At 63.6% G+C, this 15,934-nt stretch carries 14 protein-coding genes; 4 read left to right on the top strand and 10 right to left on the bottom strand.

The genetic code is table 11. The features are described 5' to 3' along the window. Window positions 1-37: 37 nt before the first annotated feature. Complete coding sequence (locus J3A71_RS15280; protein ID WP_016487215.1) at window positions 38-1,135, bottom strand: sugar diacid recognition domain-containing protein; 1,098 nt, start codon at window positions 1,133-1,135, stop codon at window positions 38-40. 163 nt (window positions 1,136-1,298) lie between these two features. Between J3A71_RS15280 and J3A71_RS15275 the strand changes: the two genes are divergently transcribed. The 4 genes from J3A71_RS15275 (at window position 1,299) to J3A71_RS15260 (ending at window position 6,681) form a co-directional block, all read left to right on the top strand. Further along, window positions 1,299-2,627 (top strand): MFS transporter, encoded by a 1,329-nt coding sequence (locus J3A71_RS15275; protein ID WP_060517828.1) that lies wholly within the window; start codon window positions 1,299-1,301, stop codon window positions 2,625-2,627. Window positions 2,628-2,816: 189 nt separating this feature from the next. Beyond that, entirely contained in the window at window positions 2,817-4,337 is a 1,521-nt protein-coding gene (locus tag J3A71_RS15270) for an FAD-dependent oxidoreductase (protein ID WP_096426090.1), read from the top strand. Between the two features lie 72 nt (window positions 4,338-4,409). Continuing rightward, window positions 4,410-5,420: an aldo/keto reductase gene (locus tag J3A71_RS15265; protein ID WP_096426091.1), complete on the top strand. Its 1,011-nt coding sequence runs from the start codon at window positions 4,410-4,412 to the stop codon at window positions 5,418-5,420. A gap of 133 nt (window positions 5,421-5,553) precedes the next feature. Further along, window positions 5,554-6,681 (top strand): alkene reductase, encoded by a 1,128-nt coding sequence (locus tag J3A71_RS15260; RefSeq protein WP_016487218.1) that lies wholly within the window; start codon window positions 5,554-5,556, stop codon window positions 6,679-6,681. 77 nt (window positions 6,682-6,758) lie between these two features. Here J3A71_RS15260 and J3A71_RS15255 read toward each other — a convergent pair whose 3' ends face one another. The 9 genes from J3A71_RS15255 to J3A71_RS15215 form a co-directional block, all read right to left on the bottom strand. Next, window positions 6,759-6,971, bottom strand: a complete 213-nt coding sequence (locus tag J3A71_RS15255) for a cold-shock protein (protein ID WP_023047412.1) — start codon at window positions 6,969-6,971, stop codon at window positions 6,759-6,761. Window positions 6,972-7,140: 169 nt separating this feature from the next. Next, window positions 7,141-8,052, bottom strand: coding sequence for a LysR family transcriptional regulator (locus J3A71_RS15250; protein WP_023047413.1), 912 nt, complete (start codon window positions 8,050-8,052; stop codon window positions 7,141-7,143). 135 nt (window positions 8,053-8,187) lie between these two features. Beyond that, a complete protein-coding gene (locus J3A71_RS15245; RefSeq protein WP_096426092.1) occupies window positions 8,188-8,880 on the bottom strand; it encodes a TraX family protein in 693 nt (230 codons plus the stop codon). A 3-nt stretch (window positions 8,881-8,883) separates the two neighbouring features. After that, window positions 8,884-9,960: a metal-dependent hydrolase gene (locus tag J3A71_RS15240; RefSeq protein WP_096426093.1), complete on the bottom strand. Its 1,077-nt coding sequence runs from the start codon at window positions 9,958-9,960 to the stop codon at window positions 8,884-8,886. Window positions 9,961-10,173: 213 nt separating this feature from the next. Beyond that, window positions 10,174-11,424, bottom strand: a complete 1,251-nt coding sequence (locus J3A71_RS15235; protein WP_209952995.1) for an OprD family porin — start codon at window positions 11,422-11,424, stop codon at window positions 10,174-10,176. Between the two features lie 54 nt (window positions 11,425-11,478). Further along, complete coding sequence (locus J3A71_RS15230; RefSeq protein WP_016487223.1) at window positions 11,479-12,678, bottom strand: benzoate/H(+) symporter BenE family transporter; 1,200 nt, start codon at window positions 12,676-12,678, stop codon at window positions 11,479-11,481. A gap of 160 nt (window positions 12,679-12,838) precedes the next feature. Then, window positions 12,839-13,753, bottom strand: coding sequence for a catechol 1,2-dioxygenase (catA, locus tag J3A71_RS15225; RefSeq protein WP_096426094.1), 915 nt, complete (start codon window positions 13,751-13,753; stop codon window positions 12,839-12,841). A gap of 30 nt (window positions 13,754-13,783) precedes the next feature. Further along, window positions 13,784-15,112: an aromatic acid/H+ symport family MFS transporter gene (locus J3A71_RS15220; protein WP_016487225.1), complete on the bottom strand. Its 1,329-nt coding sequence runs from the start codon at window positions 15,110-15,112 to the stop codon at window positions 13,784-13,786. A 57-nt stretch (window positions 15,113-15,169) separates the two neighbouring features. Further along, window positions 15,170-15,931, bottom strand: a complete 762-nt coding sequence (locus tag J3A71_RS15215; RefSeq protein ID WP_016487226.1) for a 1,6-dihydroxycyclohexa-2,4-diene-1-carboxylate dehydrogenase — start codon at window positions 15,929-15,931, stop codon at window positions 15,170-15,172. Between the last annotated feature and the right edge of the window lie 3 nt (window positions 15,932-15,934).

Here is a 15,934-nt window from a genome sequence, read left to right as displayed (position 1 = left end):
CCTTTCGCAGCACAAGGCTGCGCCTACGGGAATCGCGTCAATCTGCTGGCAACAGCTGCAACCCCAGATACAAACTAAGCATCCCTTCCATGCGTAGCGGGTCGACCTCGCCCAGCTCGGCAATCCGCTCCAGGCGGTAGCGCAGGCTGTTGCGGTGGATACCCAGGGCATCGGCACAGGCCTGGCTCTGACCGTCGTGGGCACACCAGGCACGCAGGGTGGTGAGCAACTGCCCGCTGTTGTCCCTGGCGCGAATGCGCTGCAGCGGCTCCAGCAGCTCATCCAGCGCGTCATCATTGCGGTGGCGCCACAACAGCGCCGGCAGCCTGTAGCGCTGCAGGCTGAGCAAGCGCTCGGTGGGCAATACCTCGCGGCCATAGGCCAGCAAGTCACGTACCCGGCGGTAGCCCCGGCGCAGCTGCTCCAGGCTTTGCGCGGCACTGCCCAAGGCCAGCCGCTCCACGTCCCAGCCATGGCGTTGCAGGCGCTCCAGCAGGCGCGATTCATCCAGTGCCACACCGGCTGGCCGGCACCATAGCAATGACTGGCGGGCCGGGCTGACACACCAGCTGTCCGGGTACCGGCTCATCAACCACGCCGACAACGCCTCGGCAGGGGGCCCCGAGGCCAGCTCGAACAGGCCCGGCACCCGTGGCAGTTGAGGCTTCAGGCCCAACTGCCGGGCTTCGTCGAGCAGCCGAGGTGAATCACCGCTACCACCCAGCAACAACGCCAGCAGATCATCGCAGCGCTGCCGTCGCCATTGCTGGTCAGCCTGTAAGTGGCGCTGGGCCAACAGCATCTCGGCGGTCATGCGTACCAGCTCCCCATAGGTGCGCACCTGCTGCGGGTCACCGGTCAGGCCCAGTACGCCCATCAGCCGGCCATCGAGCATCAGTGGCAAGTTCACCCCGGGCTGCACGCCCTTCAGGCATTTGGCAGCGTCGGTATCCAGCTCGACAATTCGGCCGTTGGCCAAAACCAGTTGCGCCCCTTCGTGGCGGGTGTTGATGCGCTCCGGTTCGCCGCTGCCCAGGATCAAGCCCTGGCTGTCCATGACATTGACGTTGCACGGCAAGATGGCCATCGCCCGGTCAACGATATCCTGCGCCAGGTCATGGTCGAGTTCGAACATTGCGTGGTCCTTTAGGGGTTAGGCTTTTGGGCTCGGGCACAGCAGCCTGAACCAGGCACTGTGCAAAAGCACAAAGACAGGCTAGCCGCAGTCCCCGAGACTCGTCAGAGCGAGCGCCGGAACAGGCGACGCGGCAAAAACCATAACAACAGAGAACCCGATCATGGCACACAGCCCAGCCCCTGACCAAGGCACGGACATCACCCGCAACGCGCTGTACCGGCGCATCACCCTGCGGCTGATTCCGTTCATTTTCATCTGCTACCTGTTCAACTACCTGGACCGCGTCAACGTCGGCTTTGCCAAGCTGCAAATGCTCGACGCCCTGAAATTCAGCGAAACAGTGTACGGCCTTGGCGCCGGCATCTTCTTCATTGGTTATGTGCTCTGCGGCCTGCCAAGCAACCTGGCACTCAACCGCTTTGGCCCGCGGCGCTGGATTGCGCTGATGATGATTGCCTGGGGCAGCCTGTCCACCTGCCTGCTGTTCGTCACTACCCCGACCGAATTCTACGCCCTGCGGCTACTGACCGGCGCTGCCGAAGCAGGCTTCTTCCCGGGTGTGGTGCTGTACCTTTCGCGCTGGTTCCCGGCCGCCCGTCGCGGACGCATCATGGCCCTGTTCATGTCGGCGATCCCGGTGTCGGGCCTGCTCGGCGGGCCGTTTTCCGGCTGGATCCTCCAGCACTTCGCCGCCGGCCAGCATGGCTTGGCCGGCTGGCAATGGATGTTCCTGATCCAGGGCCTGCCCACTGTTGCCCTCGGGGTGCTGGCCGTGTTCCTGCTCAGCGATAGCTACCAGAAAGCTGCCTGGCTAAGCCCGGCCGAACGCCAGATGATCGCCACCGACCTGGAGGCCGACGCAGCAAGCAAGCCCGCCACCACCGGCGAGGGTGTGCTCGCGGTGCTGACCCACCCACTGATCTGGACCTTTGGTTTTATCTACTTCTGTATCCAGAGTGGTGTCTACGCGATCAACTTCTGGCTGCCGTCGATCATCAAGAGCATGGGCTTCGACAACCCGCTGCTGATCGGCTGGCTCAGCGCGATCCCGTACCTGTTGGCCGGTGTGTTCATGATCCTTTGCGGCCGCTCGGCGGACCTGCGCAACGAGCGCCGCTGGCACCTGGTGGTGCCGATGCTGATGGGTGCCGTTGGCCTGCTGATTGCGGTGAACTTCGCCGGCAACCCGGCCGTTGCCATTCTAGGCCTGTCCATCGCCACCATGGGCGCGCTGACCGGCCTGCCGATGTTCTGGCCCATGCCTACCACGCTGCTCAGCGCCGGCACAGCAGTCGCTGGCCTGGCGATCATCAACTCCGTGGGCCAGATGGCAGGCTTCCTCAGCCCGTACCTGGTGGGGTTTATCAAGGATCAGACCGGCTCCACCGACGCCGCACTGTACTCGCTGGCAGCGCTGATCGTGCTGGGTAGCCTGGTGGCCCTGCGTGTCACACGGGCAGGTGCGCTGAGTTCTGCACGGGCCAGTTGAACCTGTTCTCATAGAACAACGTAGTGATTTGGCGTCAACTTGTGGGAGCAACTGTCTTCTTGTGGAAGCTGGCCTTGCCGGCGATGGGGCGCGTAGCGCCCCAAGCCCGGCTCTGCCGGTCGTCAGATCAACGCATCCCCTCCCCACCCCAAGCGTCAAATGGTTCCAAAGGCCCCTTTGGAGAACCCCATGACCCAGCACGCCGTGGCCAGCCTGGCCCAACTCGACGAACACCGCCCCTTGCGCGTCCAGGCCGGCAATGAAGAGCTCATCCTCATCCGCCAGGGCAATCAGGTTCATGCCTACCAGGGCAACTGCCCCCACGCAGGTGCCCCGCTTGACGAAGGCGTGGTCTGCGGCGGCCTGCTGGTCTGCCCTTGGCACAAGGCTGCATTCGCCGTCGATGACGGGGTGGTCTGCGAACCCCCTGCGCTGGCTGACCTGCGCCGCTACAAGGCTTGGGTGAAGGACGATGCAGTCTGGGTCGACGACCAACCGCTGCCCGTCATCGACCCACCCAGGCACAGCGACGCCCGCTGCTTCGTTGTGATAGGTGCCGGTGCCGCCGGCAGCGCCGCAGTTGCCACTCTGCTGGCCCATGGCTTCGCTGGCCGGTTGCTGTGGATCGATCAGGAACGCCAGCCGGCCTACGACCGTACCGCGCTGAGCAAATTCGTGATTGCCGGGCAGATGGCGCCCGATGAAGTGCCAGCGTTGCTCGAAGCCGACGCCCTGCGCAAGGGCCAGCTGGAGCGTAAGCACGGTAAGGTGCGCAGCTTGAGCAGCCAGAAACGCCAACTGATGATGGCCGACGGCCGGCAAATCACTTACGACGCCTGCCTGCTGGCCAGCGGCGGCAAGGCACTGCGCCCCGACATCCCCGGCGTCGACTTGCCGGGCGTGTTTACCTTGCGCTCGCGGGAGGATGCCGCACAGGTGCTCGATGCAGCTGAGCCCGGCCAGCCGGCGGTGATCGTAGGGGATGGCTTCATCGGCCTGGAGGCGGCCTCGGCCCTGCACGAGTACGGCGTGCAGGTGCATGTAGTGACTCGCCACGAGGTCCCGCTTGCCAAGCAGCTAGGCGATCGCATCGGGCGCAGCATCCGCGAACTGCATGAGCGCAGAGGCGTCACCTTCCATGGCCCCACGCAGGTCCAGCGGTTCGAAGGCCGGGACAAAATCGAGGCGGTGCTGCTGGCCAACGGTGAACGCTTGCAAACGCCAGTGGTATTGCTTGGCACCGGCGTGCAACCGGCCACCGCCTTCCTTCAGGGCGTGCCGCTGAGCGAGGACAAGTCGTTGCGGGTCGATGCCGAACTGCGCGCCGCCGACGGTTTGTGGGCCGCCGGTGACATCGCCACGTTCCCGCTCTCGGGGCGCCCGGTGCGCATCGAACACTGGCGCCTGGCCCAGCAACACGGGGTGATCGCCGCCGCAAACATGCTCGGCGAGCAGCGCCGCTACGCCGATGTACCCTTCTTCTGGACCTACCAGCACGGTCGTACCTATGAAGTGCTCGGCCATGCGCGGGAGTGGAACCGGATCGAGTTCGTCGGTGGGCCGGAACAAGGCGATTTCATTGCCTTGCAGTGTGTGGATGACAGGGTCGAGGCGGTTATCGCCCAAGGGTATTCCGATGCCATGGCGACGCTTTCGCAGCGCCTGAAGCGCCCGTTGAGCCTGCAGGAGGCGTTAGCGCTGATCGGCTGAAGGCTGCCTTTCAATGCCCGGCGGATGTGTGTAAAACAGCGGGATCAGCCGACTGCAAAAGGACTCACGCGCATGATCTACCGCCCCCTCGGCCACAGTGGCCTGCAGGTTTCCGCCCTTACCCTGGGCAGCATGATGTTCGGCGAGCAGACCAGCACCGAAGACGCCCTGCGCATCATCGACAAGGCCTGGGGCCAGGGCATCAACTTCATCGACACCGCCGACGTGTACAACGCCGGGCGTTCGGAAGAGATCGTCGGTGAAGCAGTGGCGCGCCATCGCCATGACTGGATCGTCGCCAGCAAGGTCGGTTTCGGCCCGGCCGAGGGCCTGCCAAACCGCAGCGGCCTGTCACGCAAGCACATCTTCAACGCGCTGGAAGCCACGCTGACGCGCATGGGCATGGACTATCTGGACATCTACTACCTGCACCGCGAAGACCACAAGGTGCCACTGGAAGAGACCGTACAGGCGATGGGCGACCTGCTGCGCCAAGGCAAGATCCGCTACTGGGGGGTGTCCAACTTCCGTGGCTGGCGCATTGCCGAGGTCTGCTACATTGCCGAGCGACTGGGTGTGCCGAAGCCCGTGGTAAGCCAGCCGCTGTACAACATCGTCAACCGCCAGGCCGAGCCAGAGCAGCTGGCTGCAGCCGCCGCCCACGGGCTGGGCGTTGTACCATTCAGCCCCTTGGCCCGGGGCGTACTCAGTGGCAAGTATGCACCGGGTGCTGTGCCCGATGCCGGCAGCCGCGCCGGCCGCCAGGACAAACGCATCATGGAGGTGGAGTGGCGCCAGGAGTCGCTGGCCATCGCTCGCCAGCTTCAGGCTTATGTAGCGGCCAAGGGCGTGGGGATTGTCGAATTTGCCATCGCCTGGGTGCTGAACAACCAATCGGTGAGCTCGGCGATTGTCGGGCCGCGTACCGAGGAGCAGTGGGATACCTATGGTGGTGCGTTGGCGGTGAAGATCACGGCAGAGGACGAAGCGTTCATCGATTCGCTGGTGACGCCGGGGCATGCGTCCACGCCAGGGTTCAATGATGTGGCGCACTATGTAAGCGGGCGGCTGGCCCGTAGCTGATCGCCCGCTTGTACCCGCGAAGAGGCCGGTACTGACAACACCATTGGGGAGCCCTGCGCCGGGCTTCCGGTCCCCCCTTTCCCCAATCATCCCGGTATCGTGCGCACCATTGGTTTTCACCTCTGGAGCTGCAATGAGACTCTTCCAACCCCTGCAAGTCGGCCCGCTCACCTTGGCCAATCGTGTGTTCATGGCACCCCTCACCCGTTTGCGCAGCCTTGAGCCGGGTGATGTGCCAACCACCATGATGGCTGAGTATTATCGCCAGCGTGCCAGCGCCGGGCTGATCATCACCGAAGCCACCCAGATCTCTTTCCAGGCCAAAGGCTATTCCGGCTCGCCCGGCATTCACAGTGCCGAGCAGATCGCCGCCTGGAGGCACATCAACGCAGGCATTCACGCCGAAGGCGGGCACAGCGCCGTGCAGGTGTGGCACACCGGCCGGGTATCGCATACCTCGTTGCAACCCGGTGGCGAAGCGCCTGTCGCACCCTCGGCGCTACCGGCCGACGCCCGCACTACCCTGCGCGACGAGCAAGGCAACCTGGTACGCGTTGAAACCTCCGCACCGCGTGCACTGAGCGAGAACGAAATCGCTGGCATCGTGGCCGACTTCGGCCAGGCAGCGGTCAACGCCCGCGAAGCCGGCTTCGACTTCATCGAACTGCACGCTGCCCACGGCTACTTGCTACACCAGTTCCTTACCCCGAGCGCCAACCAGCGCGAGGACCGCTACGGCGGTAGCATCGAAAACAGGGCGCGCATCGTGCTTGAAGCGGTGGACGCGGCGATTGCCAACTGGAGCGCCGAGCGCGTGGGTATCCGCGTGTTCCCGCTGGGCGGGTTCAATGGCGTGGACAATGGCGAAGACCAAGAGGCCGCAGGGCTATACCTGATCCGGGAACTGGCCAAGCGCAACCTCGCCTACCTGCACCTCTCCGAGCCGGACTGGGCCGGTGGCAAGCCGCTGCGTGACGAGTTCCGCCAGGCGATCCGCGCTGCCTATCCGGGCGTTATCATTGCTGCGGGTGCCTACACCGCCGAGAAAGGCGAAGACTTGATTGGGCGTGGTTTGATCGATGCCGTAGCGTTCGGGCGCAGCTACATTGCCAACCCGGACCTGGTAGAGCGGCTGCGGGCGCATGCGCCTCTGAACGAACATCGGGCACAGTTCGACTATGCCAATGGGCCCGAAGGCTATACAGATTATCCGTTTCTGCACCAGGCCATGGGCGCTGGCGAAGGTTGCGCTTACCGATAATACGAAAAACGGAGCCCTCCACGGGCTCCGTCTTCCTGCGGCCGGGCACGCCTGGGCGTACCGGACACTCGGGCAACTTACTCGGCGCGCACTTGCGCAGCCTGCATGCCCTTCTGTCCCTTCTCGGCAACAAAAGACACCTTCTGGCCCTCTTTCAGCGACTTGAAGCCCTCCGATTCAATGGCTTTGAAGTGGACGAAAAGGTCGTCGCCACCGCCCTCGGGAGTGATGAAGCCGAACCCCTTCTCATCGTTGAACCACTTGACCGTTCCGTTTTGTCTGTTGGACATACTCTAAACCCTCGAATGCTGGCTGGTGCGTTTACCGGGATGGTTGAGCCGCCAGTCGATCGACTGGCATCTTCACGCTCCATCTTGGGCGATCTGAAGCCAACTGGCCACTCACACTTTTATCAGTACGCAAAAATAGTCGCTGAAAACACACGCACACTACACCAGGTCAGTGCTCCCAGGGCCCGCCCGATTCCCAGCTGGCGACCAACAAGTCAATGAAACCGCGTACCCGAGGGGACAGGTGGCGCTTGCTCGGGTACACGATACGAATCGGGTCCGCCGGTGGCCGGTAGGCGTGCAGGACTTCGACCAGGGTGCCGGCGCGCAGGTCGTCACCGGTGATGTAGGTGGGCAGGTGAATCAGCCCGAAGCCGGCCCGGGCGCCGTCGAGCATCGCCTCCGAGCTGTCGATGTTCAACCGCCCAGGGTCTTCGCACAGGTGCAGGCCTGCTTCAGTGTCAAAGCGCCAAGGCATGGCTTTCTCGCCCGCGAGGAAGGCGATCTTGTCGTGGCCATAAAGGTCGGCAGGCACCAAGGGAACGCCTCGCGCTTCGAGGTACGCGGGCGAAGCGCAGGTGACGAACTGCTGCCAGGCCACCGTGCGGGTCAACAGCTGCGAGTCTTCCTTGGGTGCGCCAATGCGCACCGCAACGTCTACGCCCTCCTCGACCAGGTCGACGAAGCGGTCTGTGAAGCGGATGTCTGCGCGCAGTTCCGGCCATTGCTTGAGGTACTGGTCCAGCACCGGCAGCACATGGCGCTGGCCGAGCGACAGCGGCGCAGTCAGGCGCAAGGTGCCTGTAGGCTTACCGCGGCGCTGGGCCATGGCGCTTTCCACCTCGTCCAGGTCATCCAGTATCTGCCGCCAGCGTTCGAATGCCACCAGGCCCTCGTCGGTCAGGCTCAGCTTGCGCGTGGTGCGATTGAGCAAACGCACCGCCATGCGGGCCTCCAGGCGAGCAATGCTCTTGCCTACCGCCGACCGGGTCAGGCCCAGGCTGGCAGCGGCGGCAGTGAAGCTGCCGGCCTTCGCGGCGCTGACGAAGGCGGCAATATCGCCGAAGCGGTTGGGTTCCATGACAGGTTCCTGAGTGTGGTGCGGCCGGTTTAGATGGGTATGGATCTGGGAATTGCAAGCGGCGACGCTGCAGCGTTTGGCGAGCGGCCGCGCCCCAGGTACAGCGCAGGTGTTATCCGCCAGGAACGCTAAGCCTCAAGACAAGCTTTTGATCACCAGCAGGTGCACGGGATAGAACAGGTAGCCCCAACGCCCTACGGCAGGTATCCGCCAGGCATCATGACGCAACAACAGCCACCCGACAGGAACTGCCAGCGCAGCGGCAACCAGCGTCAGCAGGGTAATGGGCGCCAGAAGATGCTCGCGCAACCAGGTGTTGGTCAGGTTGCCGCCAATGGCCATCAGGCAAGGCAGCAACCAGGCTACCCCACCCTGCCTGCGTGCCATCAGCCAGGCGCCAGGTAGTAACACCCCCGGCAGCCCGTACATCAATTGCTCGCTGAACAACCACCCTGCCAGCAGGCCCGCAAGGCCAAGTACGCGCGCCGGCCACAGTGGGTACTGCACACCCCAGGCAACCAGCAACCCCAGTACCAGTGTCGGCATTACACTGAACGTCTGTGAACCACTGTCCAGCCAGCGATAGGCGGGCTCCGAGAGCACCGCGAACAGCAGCATCAGCGACAGGTAGCGTAGGTTGGCGCGGGTATGGAGCACCTTTGCCCTGGCACGCCCCACATTCACCGCAATGGCCAGGCAAAACAGCGGAAACGCCAGCCGGCCAATCACGAACAAGCCATCGGCCTCAGGCCACATGAAGCGCAGGTGGTCGGTGACCATGGTCAGCATCGCTGTCCATTTGACCAGGTCCAGCCCGGCCGAACGCATGCCTCAGCGCCCGCGTTCGACCGCACCTGCCCCCAGGTACCGGTCGGTCCAGGCCTCCAGCGGCAAAGGCGGCTGCTGGTCGACGATACGACGCCAGATCAGCGCCAGGTCGTAGCTGTTGAACATTGCCCCAGGCCCGGCACCCTCCCACACCGAAGGCACATCGGCAATCCAGTTGCCCTGGTTGTCGCGGTGGGCCATGTTGAAACGGAAGGTGTAGTTGCCCGGGATGCCCATGCGCAGGTCGGTTACCACCAACGCATTGCCTATCTGGTCGTACCGCAGCCAGTCGCCGGTGAACCAGCGCAAGCGTTGATGCAAAGGGTCGCCTGCCAGCGCTTTTGCCAGTTCCAGGTTGCGCGGCAAGCGCTGCATTTCTGGCGCTTGCCGGTCGAAGCTGCTGCTGATGCCTTCGTAGTAATCGCCATCCTGGGTCTTGGCCATTACGCGCCAGACCAGGCTGTTGAATGCGATGGGCACGGCGCGTACCTCGCTCACGACGATACCTTGCTGGTCCAGTGCCGCCTGGAAGCGTTGCTCGGCTGCCATGCGCCCGGCAAGGCCGAAGCCCAGGTAGGCGGTACTGAACACCAGTGACAGGGTCAGCAAGCGTGTAGCCCTGCCGGTAACACCCTTGAAGCTTGCGTAGATGACCGCCGCCAGCAGCGGCAAGGTATAGACCGGATCGATGATGAACACAGCGGCCCAGCTTTGGGGGATAGGCTGCAGTGGCCAGAACAGTTGCGTGCCATATACCGTGAAGGCATCCAGCAGCGGGTGGGTGACAAGTACCAGCCAGAAGGCGAGGAACAGCCTGGGTAACGTGTACCCCTTGCCGGGCCAGCATTTGTTGACTAACCAGGCCAGCAGCAGGGCCAGCCCGGTGAGCACGAACAACGAGTGCGAGAAGCCGCGATGGTAAGTCATCTGCGACACCGGGTCGGCGTAGCGGATGATCACATCCAGGTCCGGCAGCGTACCCAGTGCTGCGCCATACAGCAGCGAGCGACGGCCCTGGATGCGCCCCAGGAGGGTACCTTGCAGCGCCGCGCCGAGTACAGCTTGGGTGATGGAGTCCAAGGGTAGCATCCCTGAAAAGTGGTTTCTGAAAGCTACCCTCAACCTATGCCGATACGCAATTCCCGTGTAGGGGCGGCCCTGTGTCGCGATGGGCTGCGCAGCAGCCCCGGCTGTCTCGAACCACAAGGGTTATGGGGCTGCTGTGCAGCCCATCGCGACACAAGGCCGCTCCTATAGCGATCTGCGAAATGCTCGACATTTTGTGTACGCCTGTCAGAACAGCTGCCAGGTGTACACCAGCGTCAAACGATTTTCATCGATATCACTGCGGTAGTTGGAGCGTGCCATGGCATTGCGCACCCGAATCCCCAGCCCCTTCAGCATCCCGCTCTGCACTGCATAACCGATATCCAGATCGCGCTCACGATCACGGCCTTCATAGCCCAGCCCGGTATCAACATTGTTACCGGTGATGTAGCGTACGGTCGCTGTCAGCCCCGGCACCCCCATGGCGGCGAAGTTGTAGTCGTAACGCACCTGGTACGAACGCTCGTCTGTGTAAGCGAATTCATAGGTCGGCACCTCGTTACCCAGCGGCGAAATGTTGGCGAACACCCGTGGGAACGGGCTGTCGCCATAGATGCCCTGGTAGCCTGCATGGAAACTGTGCCCACCATGTCGGGCGGTGAACATCGAGAAGAACGCCTGGTTGTCGATGTTGCCCAGCAAGGCATCGCCATCCTCACGCGCGGTGAAGTAGCCCAGATTGGCACTGAGCACCCAGTCGCCCACAGGCTTGCTGTGCTTGAGGCCGACAAATCCCTGTTCGTAGATGTCCTCCAATTGCCCGTACCACAGGCTGACGCTGCTCTGGTTGGCATTGAACGCATAATCCCCGCCCACATAGTTGAAGGCATCGCTCTGGGCCTGACGCATCGGCACATGGCCAAGCAGCGCGTTCATCTTGCCGTCGCCACCTTCGTTGCGCAGGTGGGTGCTTTTCAGGTGCCCGGCCTGCACGGTCAGCCCGTCGATGTCCGACGAACTCAAGCTGGCGCCCTGATAGGTCGGCGGCAGCAGGCGGATGTCGCTGAAGGTCAGTACCGGGAGGTTGGGTTGCAGTTCGCCCACGCGCAGTTCGGTCTTCGACAGGCGGGCCTTGAAGGTGGGCGCCAGGCGGCTGTACTCGTCGGCAGCACGGCCGTCGCCATGCACCGGCAGCAGGCCGGTGTTGGCGCGGTCCGGGCTGCTGTCCAGCTTGATGCCCAGCAGGCCCAGTGCATCGACGCCAAAGCCGACCGTACCCGGTGTGTAGCCGCTTTTGAAGTCGAGGATGAAGCCCTGGGCCCACTCCTCGGCCTTGGACTGCTTGTTGGCCCCGACAATATCGGAGAAATCGCGGCTGAAGTAGTAGTTGCGGGCACTCAGGGTAGCCTTCGAATCTTCGAAGAAACCGCCGTCGGCAGCCAGCAATGGTTGGCTGAGCAAAGTCAGGCCCAAGGCAACGCAAGGGGTGTGATTCATTCCGAAGCTCTCTTGATCTTGTTTTTATGGATAAAGCGTTGGGAACACGGCAGCTCATGGGGTGCGGCGCAGCACCTCCCGTGCACGTGGCTGGCGCAGCCTGAGCAGCGCGTGGGCCAGCAGGCCAAACAGCAGCCCCCAGAACGCCGCCGACAGGCCAAGGAATGCCACCCCCGAAGCCGTGACCAGGAAAGTGAACAATCCCGCATCCCGCTCGGCCGGCTCTGCCAGGCTGCGGGCCAGGGCTTCGCTGATGGCGCCATACAGGGCCAGCCCGGCCAGCGCAGCGATCAGCGCCGACGGAAAGGCTGTGAACAGCGACATCAACGTGGCGCCGGCGATGCCCAGCAGCAGGTACAGGGTGCTGCCAGCAACAGCCGCCACATAGCGCCGCCGTGGGTTTTCATGGGCTTCATGGCCTGTGCACAGGCTGGCGGTAACCGCCGCCAGGTTCAGCCCGTGGCAGCCGAATGGCGCCAGCACGATACCGGCCAGGGCACTGGCACTGATCAACGGGCTGGCCGGTGTGGGGTAACCCGCATTGCGCAGCACCGCCATGCCCGGCATGAACTGCCCGGTCAGCGCCACCAGCACCATCGGCAACGCCAGGCTGAACACCGCCGGCAGGCTGAACTGCGGTGTAATCCACTGCGGTGAAGCCAACTCCAGCACCAGCGCCTCGCTGCGAAACGCACCGCTGGCCACCGTCACCAGGGTGCCCACGCACAGCACCGCAGCCACCGCATAACGGGGCTGTAGCCGGCGCATCAGCACATAAGTGACGAACATCGCCATTACCAGCAACGGCTGCACGGGCAAGGCGCGGAACACTTCGATACCGAAACTGAACAGGATGCCGGCCTGCATACCCGCCGCGATGGACCCCGGCAGGCGCGCGATGATGCGATCGAAGGTACCGCTGAGGCCGATCAGCAGCAGCACCAGGTTGGCCACCAGGTAGGCACCTACGGCCTGTTCCAGGCCGAGTTGCGGCAACGCGGTGACCAGCAGCGCTGAGCCCGGGATCGACCAGGCGATCACTACCGGCACGCGGTAGCGCAGGCTGAGCAGCGCACCGAGCACAGCACTGCCCATGGACACGGCCCAGACCCAGGATGACAACTGCTTGTGGGACAGCCCGGCAGCTTCGGCGGCGTGGAAAATGATCACCAGCGGGCCGGCGTAAGAGATCATCGTGGCGATGCAGCCCGCGACGATGGCGGACAGCGAACTGTCCTTGATCAGGGTTTTCATGGCGCATCTCGCAAGGCAGTGGCCGGCCTTTGTGGCTGGCTCTTGTTCTGGTGTTGGCTTCTTCGCGGGCTTGCCCGCTCCCACAGGTCCAGTGCACTGCCCCGGGTTCCCGCGCCCCCTGTGGGAGCGGGCAAGCCCGCGAAGAAGCCAACTCGGTGTATCAGGCCTCTTGCAAAGCCCGCGGCCGGCTGCTGCGCTGCTCATTCGCTCTGCCCTGGGCCTGCTGCAACTGGAAGTCGAACTTCAGCTGCGCATGCCGCCCCGCCGGGCCATCGACGAACACCACCTCCCCCACCAGCCCATCCCGCGTGGCATAGGCAAAGTCATCCCACAGGTATTTGTCCCCGGAGAGGTTGATCTGCGTGGTCAGGTGGCGATGCCCAGCTGCCGAGATAAAGAAATGCACGTGCGCCGGGCGCTGGCCATGGCGGCCCAGCAGGTCCAGGCATTCCTGGGTTGGCCCCTGCGGGTCGCATCCGTACCCCGACGGCACGATGGAGCGAGCGCGGTAACGCCCTTCTGCGTCGGTGACAATGCGACGGCGCAGGTTGTAGGCGGACTGGCTCTGGTCGAAGAACGAATAGGTTCCACGGGTATTGGCATGCCACAGGTCGACGGTGGCACCCGCCAGCGGTTGCCCTTGGGGGTCGAATACCTGGCCTTGCAGATACATCACCGTGGCCACGCCATCTTCACTGCCGTCGTCCATGCGCACTTCACCGTGAGCGATGGGCGCGCCTGCAACATACAGCGGGCCTTCGATGGTGCGGGGTGTACCGCCGGTAAACCCTGCCTGTTCGTCCTTGGCATCCTGCAACAAGTCGAGAAAGTGCTCGATGCCCAGGCCCGCCACCAGCAGCCCGGCCTCGCCGCGCCCGCCCAGGCGGTTGAGGTAGTCGACGGCATGCCAGAACTCGTCTTCGCTGACTTCCAGGTCTTCGATCAACCGTGCGGTGTCTTGCAGCACGCGTTGCACGATACGTTTCAGGCGTGGGCTGCCTTCATCGTTGCCAATGCCCGCGGCCTCCTCGAAGAACCGCTGCACTTCGGCAGTGTGGGCAATTTTCACGGTCATTTTGGGTTACCTCATCTTGTTATTTTCGGGTCATGCCTGCGCCACCACGGCCTGGGCTTGCCGACGGCCGCTGGCCAGGTGCACGGCCATGGCCAGCGCGGCAATGGCGCCAGGGATGGCGAAGGCGATGAAGTTGAGTTGCAGGGGCAGGTTGATGCCCATCAGTGCACCGCCCAGCAAGGGGCCGACGATGGCGCCATTGCGGCCGATACCCGAGGCCCAGCCAAGCCCCGTGGAACGCACCGACAGCCCATACATTTGCGCGGCACCGGCATACAGCAGGATCTGCGTTCCAATGGTGGTGGCGCCGGCAATGAAGATCAGCAGGTACAACACCGGCATCGGGCTGTTGACACCCAGCAGGCTGATCGACAGTGCGGCGGCAATGAAGAACGCCACCTTGACCTTGACCAGGTTGTAGCGGTCGCCCAGCCAGCCGCCGAGAATTGCCCCGGCCATGCCGCCGAAGTTCAACGCCAGCAGGAACGACAGGCTGGAACCCAGGCTGTAGCCAGCGTTGGCCATCAGTTTCGGCAACCAGGAGCTGAGTGCGTAAACCATCAACAGGCAGCAGAAGAACGCCAGCCACAACGCCAGGGTGCGCACGGCCAGGCCGTTGCGGAACAGCGCCAGTACCGAGGCCCCGCTGCCTTTGCGGTCAGCCGCCTCCAATACGTCATCAGCCTGCACATCGCACCCTGGGTCCAACCGCTTGAGCAGCTTGCGCGCTTCATCGTTGCGGCCCTGGCGCACCAGGAAGCCGATGGATTCCGGCAGGTAGTAGAGGATCACCGGCAACAGCAACAGGGGTACTGCAGCCGCGAAGAACATCGACTCCCAACCGAAGCGCGGCAACATGAAGATGCCCACGCCCGCCGAAAGCATGCCGCCCAGCGAATAGCCACTGAACATGATTGCCACCAGCGTGCTGCGCAGCCGTTTGGGTGCGTACTCGTTCATCAATGCCACGGCGTTGGGCATCAGGCCGCCACAGCCCAAGCCGGCAATGAAGCGGTAGATGCCAAACTCGCTCGGGCTGCTGGCGAAGCCATTGAGGATGGTTGCCCCCGAGAACAAGGCGAAACAGATGGCAATGCCCTTCTTGCGCCCGATGCGGTCGGCCAGGCTGCCGAAAGCCAGGGCGCCGAACATCATGCCGAACAGCGCGTAGCTGCCCAGCGCACCAGCCTGCAACGGGGTCAGGCCCCACTCTTTCATGATCACCGGCAGTACCACGCCGTAGATGAACAAGTCATAGCCGTCGAAAATCAGCAGCAGGCCGCACCAGGCCATGACCATCCAGTGAAACGGGGTGAAACGCGCGTTGTCGATGATCGGGTGTACGTCAAGGGTTCGCATGGCATCTGTCGCTCTTGTTTTTGTTGTGGAGGAAAGCTGTTGCCTTGAGGTTGCTGCTTAGCCGAGGTCGCCGCCCCCTACCGGCAGGGTCACGCCGGTGATGTACGAGGCTTCGTCCGACGCCAGAAACAGGATCGCGCCCACTTGCTCGTCGATGCTGCCGTAACGGTGCATCAGGCTGCTGTCGAGGGTCTGGTCGACGATCTGCTGGTACCAGTGTTTTTCCTGCTCGCTCTGCTCTGCACTGTTGCGCGGTACCCGCCGCGGCGGTGCTTCGGTGCCGCCGGGTGCGGTGGCGTTGACACGAATGCCACGGCCAGCAGTTTCAAAGGCCAGGCACGCGGTAAGGGCATTGACGCCGCCTTTGGCCGCGCCATAGGGCACACGGTTGACACCACGGGTAGCGATGGACGAAACGTTGACGATGGCGCCGCTGCCGCGTTCAAGCATGTAGGGCAGCGCGGCATGGCAGCACCACAAGGTGGGGAACAGCGAACGGCGCACTTCGGCCTCGATCTGCTCGACCTCGTAGTGCTCGAAAGGCTTGGCCCAGATGGTGCCGCCGACGTTGTTGACCAGGATGTCGATGCGGCCAAAGGTTTCCACCGCGCTGGCCATGACCCGGGCGCAGTCGGTGTGTTGTTCCAGGTCGGCAGTGAGGGTGAGCACGCCCTCGCCAGCCAGCTCGTGGACCAGTTCGGAACGGTCTACCGCCACCACTTGCGCGCCTTCGGCCTTGAGCCGCCAGCACACGCCCCGGCCGATGCCTTGGGCGGCACCGGTGACCAGGGCGACCTTGCCTTGGAATCTGTTGTTCATATG

Source organism: Pseudomonas sp. PvP089 (genome assembly GCF_017875165.1).
Classification (GTDB): Bacteria; Pseudomonadota; Gammaproteobacteria; order Pseudomonadales; family Pseudomonadaceae; genus Aquipseudomonas; species Aquipseudomonas fortuita.
The sequence above is the reverse complement of the archived record's forward strand: the minus strand, read 5'-3'. Positions and strand labels throughout refer to the sequence as shown.

Coding starts and splice junctions, on each gene's coding strand:
- J3A71_RS15280 (WP_016487215.1), bottom strand. CDS start 1,135: ATGTTCGAACTCGACCATGACCTGGCGCAGGATATCGTTGACCGGGCG.
- J3A71_RS15275 (WP_060517828.1), top strand. CDS start 1,299: ATGGCACACAGCCCAGCCCCTGACCAAGGCACGGACATCACCCGCAAC.
- J3A71_RS15270 (WP_096426090.1), top strand. CDS start 2,817: ATGACCCAGCACGCCGTGGCCAGCCTGGCCCAACTCGACGAACACCGC.
- J3A71_RS15265 (WP_096426091.1), top strand. CDS start 4,410: ATGATCTACCGCCCCCTCGGCCACAGTGGCCTGCAGGTTTCCGCCCTT.
- J3A71_RS15260 (WP_016487218.1), top strand. CDS start 5,554: ATGAGACTCTTCCAACCCCTGCAAGTCGGCCCGCTCACCTTGGCCAAT.
- J3A71_RS15255 (WP_023047412.1), bottom strand. CDS start 6,971: ATGTCCAACAGACAAAACGGAACGGTCAAGTGGTTCAACGATGAGAAG.
- J3A71_RS15250 (WP_023047413.1), bottom strand. CDS start 8,052: ATGGAACCCAACCGCTTCGGCGATATTGCCGCCTTCGTCAGCGCCGCG.
- J3A71_RS15245 (WP_096426092.1), bottom strand. CDS start 8,880: ATGCGTTCGGCCGGGCTGGACCTGGTCAAATGGACAGCGATGCTGACC.
- J3A71_RS15235 (WP_209952995.1), bottom strand. CDS start 11,424: ATGAATCACACCCCTTGCGTTGCCTTGGGCCTGACTTTGCTCAGCCAA.
- J3A71_RS15230 (WP_016487223.1), bottom strand. CDS start 12,678: ATGAAAACCCTGATCAAGGACAGTTCGCTGTCCGCCATCGTCGCGGGC.
- catA (WP_096426094.1), bottom strand. CDS start 13,753: ATGACCGTGAAAATTGCCCACACTGCCGAAGTGCAGCGGTTCTTCGAG.
- J3A71_RS15220 (WP_016487225.1), bottom strand. CDS start 15,112: ATGCGAACCCTTGACGTACACCCGATCATCGACAACGCGCGTTTCACC.
- J3A71_RS15215 (WP_016487226.1), bottom strand. CDS start 15,931: ATGAACAACAGATTCCAAGGCAAGGTCGCCCTGGTCACCGGTGCCGCC.